At 63.4% G+C, this 5,975-nt stretch carries 6 protein-coding genes; 4 read left to right on the forward strand and 2 right to left on the reverse strand.

What is annotated here, in order from left to right; all coding sequences use genetic code 11:
- The first annotated feature begins 90 nt into the window (after positions 1–90).
- Positions 91–1,104 (forward strand): DNA polymerase III subunit delta, encoded by a 1,014-nt coding sequence (gene holA / locus Y703_RS0107500; RefSeq protein ID WP_081743437.1) that lies wholly within the window; start codon positions 91–93, stop codon positions 1,102–1,104.
- Between the two features lie 231 nt (positions 1,105–1,335).
- Here the strand turns inward: holA and rpsT are convergent, their stop codons facing one another.
- On the reverse strand, positions 1,336–1,596 hold the full coding sequence (gene rpsT / locus Y703_RS0107505) for a 30S ribosomal protein S20 (RefSeq protein WP_026552211.1): 261 nt from the start codon (positions 1,594–1,596) through the stop codon (positions 1,336–1,338).
- 211 nt (positions 1,597–1,807) lie between these two features.
- Positions 1,808–2,287, reverse strand: coding sequence for a type II toxin-antitoxin system PemK/MazF family toxin (locus tag Y703_RS0107510; protein ID WP_026552212.1), 480 nt, complete (start codon positions 2,285–2,287; stop codon positions 1,808–1,810).
- 182 nt (positions 2,288–2,469) lie between these two features.
- Between Y703_RS0107510 and lepA the strand changes: the two genes are divergently transcribed.
- The 3 genes from lepA to Y703_RS22010 form a co-directional block, all read left to right on the forward strand.
- Positions 2,470–4,323 (forward strand): translation elongation factor 4, encoded by a 1,854-nt coding sequence (lepA, locus tag Y703_RS0107515; RefSeq protein WP_026552213.1) that lies wholly within the window; start codon positions 2,470–2,472, stop codon positions 4,321–4,323.
- Positions 4,324–4,325: 2 nt separating this feature from the next.
- Positions 4,326–5,555 carry a radical SAM family heme chaperone HemW gene (gene hemW, locus Y703_RS0107520; protein WP_026552214.1) on the forward strand — a complete coding sequence of 410 codons (1,230 nt, stop codon included), beginning with the start codon at positions 4,326–4,328 and terminating at the stop codon, positions 5,553–5,555.
- 130 nt (positions 5,556–5,685) lie between these two features.
- Positions 5,686–5,975 (forward strand): DUF1538 family protein (locus Y703_RS22010; protein WP_035764178.1); only part of this gene is annotated, 290 nt, incomplete at its 3' end.

Raw genomic sequence — 5,975 nt, forward strand, 5'->3', positions numbered from 1 at the left:
CCCTGCCGGTCCGCTTTGCGGCGGGTCCTGCCCGTGGCAGAGTTGAGGCGTAGGACACCGATCCAACCACCGACCAGCAGGAGCACCCACGTGACGTCCAGACCCGCAGCATCACGCAGGGACTCCGGAAGTTCGGGCCTGCACTGGCGCACAGTGGTGCCAGCTCCGGTGGTACTGCTCAGTGGGCCCGAAGAGTACGCCGCCGGCCAGGCGGTGGAACGTATCCGCCGTAGCCTGCGGGACGCCCGGCCGGACCTGGAGGACGTGCAGTTGGACGCCGGCAGATACGAAGCCGGTGAGCTCGCCCTGCATGGCAGCCCATCGCTTTTTGGCGAGGCGAAGCTCATCGAAGTGAGCGGACTGGCCCAGATGAACGACGACTTCCTGCAGGACGCGCTCGGGTACCTGGCTGATCCCGCGCCCGACGTCGTCCTGGTGATGCGCCACGGCGGCGGAAACCGGGGCAAGAAGCTGCTGGACGCGCTGAGGTCCTCCGGGGCGACAGTTGTGGACTGCCAGCCATTGAAGAAGGACTCCGACAAGACCGACTTCGTGGTTGAAGAGTTCCGGGCCGCGGGACGACGCATTGGCGGCGGGGCGCTCCGCGCACTGGTTGCGGCAGTCGGTTCCCAGCTCGCAGAACTGGCGGCAGCCTGCCAGCAGCTAATTTCCGATACCGCCGGTGAGATTACCGAAGAGACAGTAGAGAAATACTACGGCGGCCGGGTCGAGGTGACCGGGTTCAAAGTGGCTGATGCAGCGCTAGCCGGTAGAGGCGGGCAAGCCTTGTCCATGCTGCGCCATGCGCTGGCCACCGGTGCAGACCCGGTGCTTCTCACCGCTGCCCTCGCGATGAAGGTACGGGCGGTGGCCAAAGTGCACCAGGTGCGGGGAAGCTCAGCCCAGCTGGCTAAAGAGCTGGGCATGGCCCCGTGGCAGGTAGACCAGGCTCGCCGCGACGCCCAGCGGTGGAGCCCCGAGGCTTTGGTGCTTTGCATCCAGGTGCTCGCTGAGGCCGACGCCCAGGTGAAGGGAGCGTCACGCGACCCGATCTACGCCGTCGAGCACGCGGTCACCACTATCGCTCTGGCTAGTCGAGGCTAGAGGCCACGTCTAATCTGCGTTGCCGTTGCAGCTGGGCGGCGTCCAGTTATCGCCTCCGCGCCCTAAACCGTCTCGGGCCGCAGTTATATCTGGGGCGTAAGCCGTTTCGGGGGGTGCTGGCCGGTAGGGGGTGCGCTTGCGGGTAGGTGATGCTGGGGACGAGGTAGTTAAATGACAGATGGCCGGCCCGAAGGCCAGCCATCTGCAAATCGTCGAACAGGCAGACCCCGGTTAGAGGGCGTTGACCTTCTTCGAGATCGCAGACTTGTGATTCGCTGCGTTGTTCTTGTGCACGACACCCTTGCTGACAGCCTTGTCCAGCTTCCGGCTTGCCGACTGCAGGGCGCTGCTAGCAGCTTCCTTATCAGCTGAACCGACAGCGGTATTCACGGCGCGGATTGCCGTCTTCAGCTCAGACTTAACCGAGTTGTTGCGCTGGCGCGCCTTCTCGTTGGTGAGAATGCGCTTTTTCTGGGACTTGATATTTGCCACGTATTTAGAACTCTCTTTGTATTGCGGACTGGTCGTGAGGGTAATTCAGTTCAACCAATGACTGAGCGGCGTGGGGATACCGTAGGCGATTGGACTAAAGTGCCCGTCGACCTGCGCGGACACACAGCTATCTAGATTACCAGAAATGCGCTGATTAGTCCCGGCAGCTGGCCCGTTTGAGCGCGGCGCCGGGATGGGGGTCAGCGCAGAGTCAGTTGAGCCTCGCAGCAACCCGTTCAAACTGTGCCCGTGGCAATACCGCACCGATCCGGCGAACATCAGCCGGCGCCAGCTGGATGATCCGGTCAAGCCATACCTCGCTGGGCCGCCCCTGCCTATCCCAGTCACCGGACCCGATATCGATGAACGACGGATCGGTTGCCTGCGAACCAACCCGGTTGCGACTGGTCAGCATCAAGCCCAGGAGCCTGCCGCGGTGCTTTCCGATCAGGAGTACCGGCCGGTCCTTCCCCCGACGATGGTCCTCTTCATAGGGGACCCAGGCCCAGACAATTTCCCCAGCGTCCGGGACATCATCTGCGCGGGGGGTATAGCTGATCCGCGGAGTGCCGGTGAAATCGCCCGGATAGCTGGCTTCTCTGTGGCCAGCTCCTGACCGCCGCTGCGCGGGCTGTAACGCCCTGACGGCGGAACGGGCTAGCCTGAGCAGGGAACTGGCGTCGAATTGCATGCCGCCTAGAATACAGTTCTCGCTTCCGTCCTAATTCCAGATCATTCGCCAGGTCATGGGAGACTGTTAACTCAGGTTGGTTAACATGACCGGCGACGGTAGGCTCCCGCTCTCCGAACCCGGCCGGTGTAGTTGAAACGGGTCCTGCGCAGCAGCCCTTCCGCAACAGTAAGGAATGTCCAGTGTCACCCAAGGCCCGCACCTCACCGGTGCCCGCCGCCACTGATCCGGCGATCATCAGGAACTTCTGCATCATTGCACACATCGACCACGGGAAGTCCACCCTGGCGGACCGTATGCTGCAGCTTACCGGCGTCGTCGAGCAGCGTGACATGAAGGCCCAGTACCTGGACCGCATGGACATAGAGCGCGAACGTGGTATCACCATCAAGTCGCAGGCCGTCCGGTTGCCGTGGGAGCTCGACGGTGTGAGCCACGCACTGAACATGATTGACACTCCGGGACACGTCGACTTCACCTACGAGGTCTCCCGGTCGCTGGCGGCGTGCGAGGGAGCGATCCTGCTGGTTGACGCCGCGCAGGGCATCGAGGCTCAGACCCTGGCCAACCTCTATCTGGCCATGGAGAACAACCTCACGATCATTCCGGTCCTGAACAAGATCGACCTCCCCGCCGCCCAACCCGAGAAATATGCGGCTGAGCTGGCCAGTCTTATTGGCGGCGATCCCGACGACGTCCTCAGGGTCTCTGGAAAGACCGGTATGGGGGTCGAAGCACTCCTGGACCAGATTGTCCGCGACCTGCCCCCTCCTGTCGGTGACCCCAACGCGCCGGCTCGAGCGATGATTTTTGACTCTGTCTACGACACGTACCGCGGCGTCGTGACCTATGTTCGGGTGGTCGATGGCATGCTCCACCCGCGCGAGCGCATCCAGATGATGTCTACCCGAGCGAGCCACGAACTCCTCGAAATCGGGGTCAGCTCCCCGGAACCAACGCCGTCAAAGGGGCTCGGCGTGGGCGAGGTCGGCTACCTCATAACCGGGGTGAAGGACGTTCGCCTGTCCAAGGTGGGCGACACGGTCACCAACCTGGCCAAGCCTGCCTCCGCGTCCCTTCCTGGCTATGCGGACGCGAAGCCGATGGTCTTTTCCGGCCTGTATCCGCTGGATGGCACCGACTACCCGGTGCTCCGGGATGCGTTGGAGAAGTTGATGCTCAACGATGCGGCGCTCGTGTATGAGCCGGAAACGTCAGCAGCCCTCGGATTTGGGTTCAGGGTGGGCTTCCTCGGGCTGCTGCACCTGGAGATCACCCGCGAGCGGCTCGAACGCGAACACAAGCTGAACCTCATCTCCACTGCACCCAACGTTGAGTACCAGGTGACGCTTGAGGACAAGAAGCTGATTCACGTCACTAACCCCAGCGAGTATCCCACTGGGAAGATCGCCGAGGTCAGCGAGCCGATGGTCTCGGCCACCATCCTCGCGCCCACCGAGTTCGTCGGGGCCATCATGGAGTTGTGCCAGAGTCGGCGCGGTGTCATGGGCGGAATGGATTACCTTTCGGAGGACCGGGTTGAAATCCGCTACCGCCTGCCGCTGGCTGAGATTGTGTTCGATTTCTTTGACATCCTCAAATCCCGGACCCGCGGTTACGGCTCGCTGGACTGGAAGGCCGACGGCGATCAGGTCGCCGACCTGGTCAAGGTCGACATCATGCTGCAGGGCGAGCAGGTGGATGCCTTCTCCGCTATCACTCACCGCGACAAGGCCTATGCCTACGGCGTGATGATGACTGGCAAGCTGAGGGAACTGATCCCGCGCCAGCAGTTCGAAGTGCCGATCCAGGCCGCTATCGGTTCACGGATCATCGCCCGGGAAAGCATCAGGGCCATCAGGAAGGACGTCCTCGCCAAGTGCTACGGCGGCGATATCACCCGCAAGCGCAAACTGCTGGAGAAGCAGAAGGAAGGCAAGAAGCGGATGAAAATGGTGGGACGCGTTGAAGTTCCGCAGGAAGCATTCATCGCTGCGCTGACCACCGACGAGTCCAAGGACAAGGTCAAGAAGTAGCAATGCCAGCTGCTTTGCCTCTCGGCTTACCGGCGCCGGAGAGCGGTCTGCTGCCAGCGCAGGCCGCCGTCGGCAGCGCCAGCCGCGCGTTCGGGCTCTACGTCCACATTCCCTTCTGTGCGGTGCGCTGCGGTTACTGTGATTTCAACACGTATACGGCCACCGAGCTCGGTGGCGGTGGATCCCAGGACCGGTACGCGGCAACTGTCAGCGCCGAACTGGACCTTGCCGACTCAGTCCTGAGCCGTTCGGGGACGGCGCCCAGGCAGTTGTCGACAGTGTTTTTCGGCGGTGGCACGCCGACGCTCTTGCCGGCGGAAGACCTGGCAGCGGTGCTCCGCACCGCCGTCGGGCACTGGGGGCTAGCCCCGGACGCTGAAGTCACCACTGAGGCGAACCCCGACTCGGTCACCCCCGAGTCCCTTCAGATCCTGGCGCGCGCAGGGTTCACCCGGGTGTCGTTCGGGATGCAGTCAGCGGTGCCCCACGTACTGGAAGTACTGGACCGTACCCACTCGCCCGAGAGGGTGCCGTTGGCCGTCCAGTGGGCTCGGGAAGCCGGGCTGAGCGTCAGCCTGGACCTGATCTACGGCACCCCGGGGGAGTCCGCAGCTGATTGGCAGCTCTCGCTCGACGCCGCGCTGTCCTACGGCCCGGACCACGTCTCCGCCTACGCGCTGATCATCGAGGACGGCACCAAGCTCGCCGCGCGGATCCGCCGTGGTGAGGTGCAGGACATTGACGACGACGATCATGCCGAGAAGTACGCGCTGGCCGAGTGGGCGATGGAAGCTGCCGGTTTGGGCTGGTACGAGGTCAGCAACTGGGCGCGAACCGAGGCGCAGCAATGCCGGCACAACCTCGCCTATTGGCGCGGCGACGACTGGTGGGGAGCCGGGCCAGGCGCCCACTCCCACCTGGGGGGTGTCCGCTGGTGGAACGTGAAGCACCCGACCGCTTACGCCCAGCGTCTGGCCACCGGTGTCTCGCCCGCAGCTGGTCGGGAAATTCTTGACGAGGACACCCGATACGTCGAGGACGTGATGCTCCGCGCCAGGCTCCGCGAAGGCCTCCCGACCAGCGTGCTCCGCCCTGCTGGGCGGCTCGCGGTGGCAGGACTGATCGCTGACCAGCTGGTTGTTCCCGCAGCTGCATTTGCCGGAACCATTACGCTCACTGGCAACGGGCGTCTCCTGGCCGATGTGGTGGTCCGCAGGTTGCTGCCCGACTGACTCTCACCGGACTGGCTCAGCCTCTGGGGAATGGATGCAGGTTCAGCCGAAGGGTGGACACGCTCCATCGCGACCGGGCAGACTGGCGAGCAAGAACGTTTGTCATCGTCGCCAGCGGGAAGAGGACTCGATGGAGCACCTCAGCCGATTCGCCCGCGAATTTGTGAAGGCCATAAGAAACCTGCTGCCCATCGTCGTCGTAGTAGTGATGTTCCAGCTGTTTGTTTTCCGTGGCATGCCCGAGGGGCCGCTTGAGCTGGCTGGGGGGCTGCTTATTGTGGCGGCCGGGATCGCATTGTTCCTGCATGGACTGGACCTGAGCATCTTCCCCGTAGGCAAGAACCTGGCAAACCAGTTCGTCAGGCGCGGGTCCTTGGCGCTGCTGCTGCCGTTCGGATTCGCCATCGGCTTCGCGGCATC

Origin of the sequence: Arthrobacter sp. H20 (assembly GCF_000520515.1) — a bacterium.
Taxonomy (GTDB): domain Bacteria; phylum Actinomycetota; class Actinomycetes; order Actinomycetales; family Micrococcaceae; genus Arthrobacter_D.

Coding starts and splice junctions, on each gene's coding strand:
- Y703_RS0107510 (WP_026552212.1), bottom strand. CDS start 2,287: ATGCAATTCGACGCCAGTTCCCTGCTCAGGCTAGCCCGTTCCGCCGTC.
- hemW (WP_026552214.1), top strand. CDS start 4,326: ATGCCAGCTGCTTTGCCTCTCGGCTTACCGGCGCCGGAGAGCGGTCTG.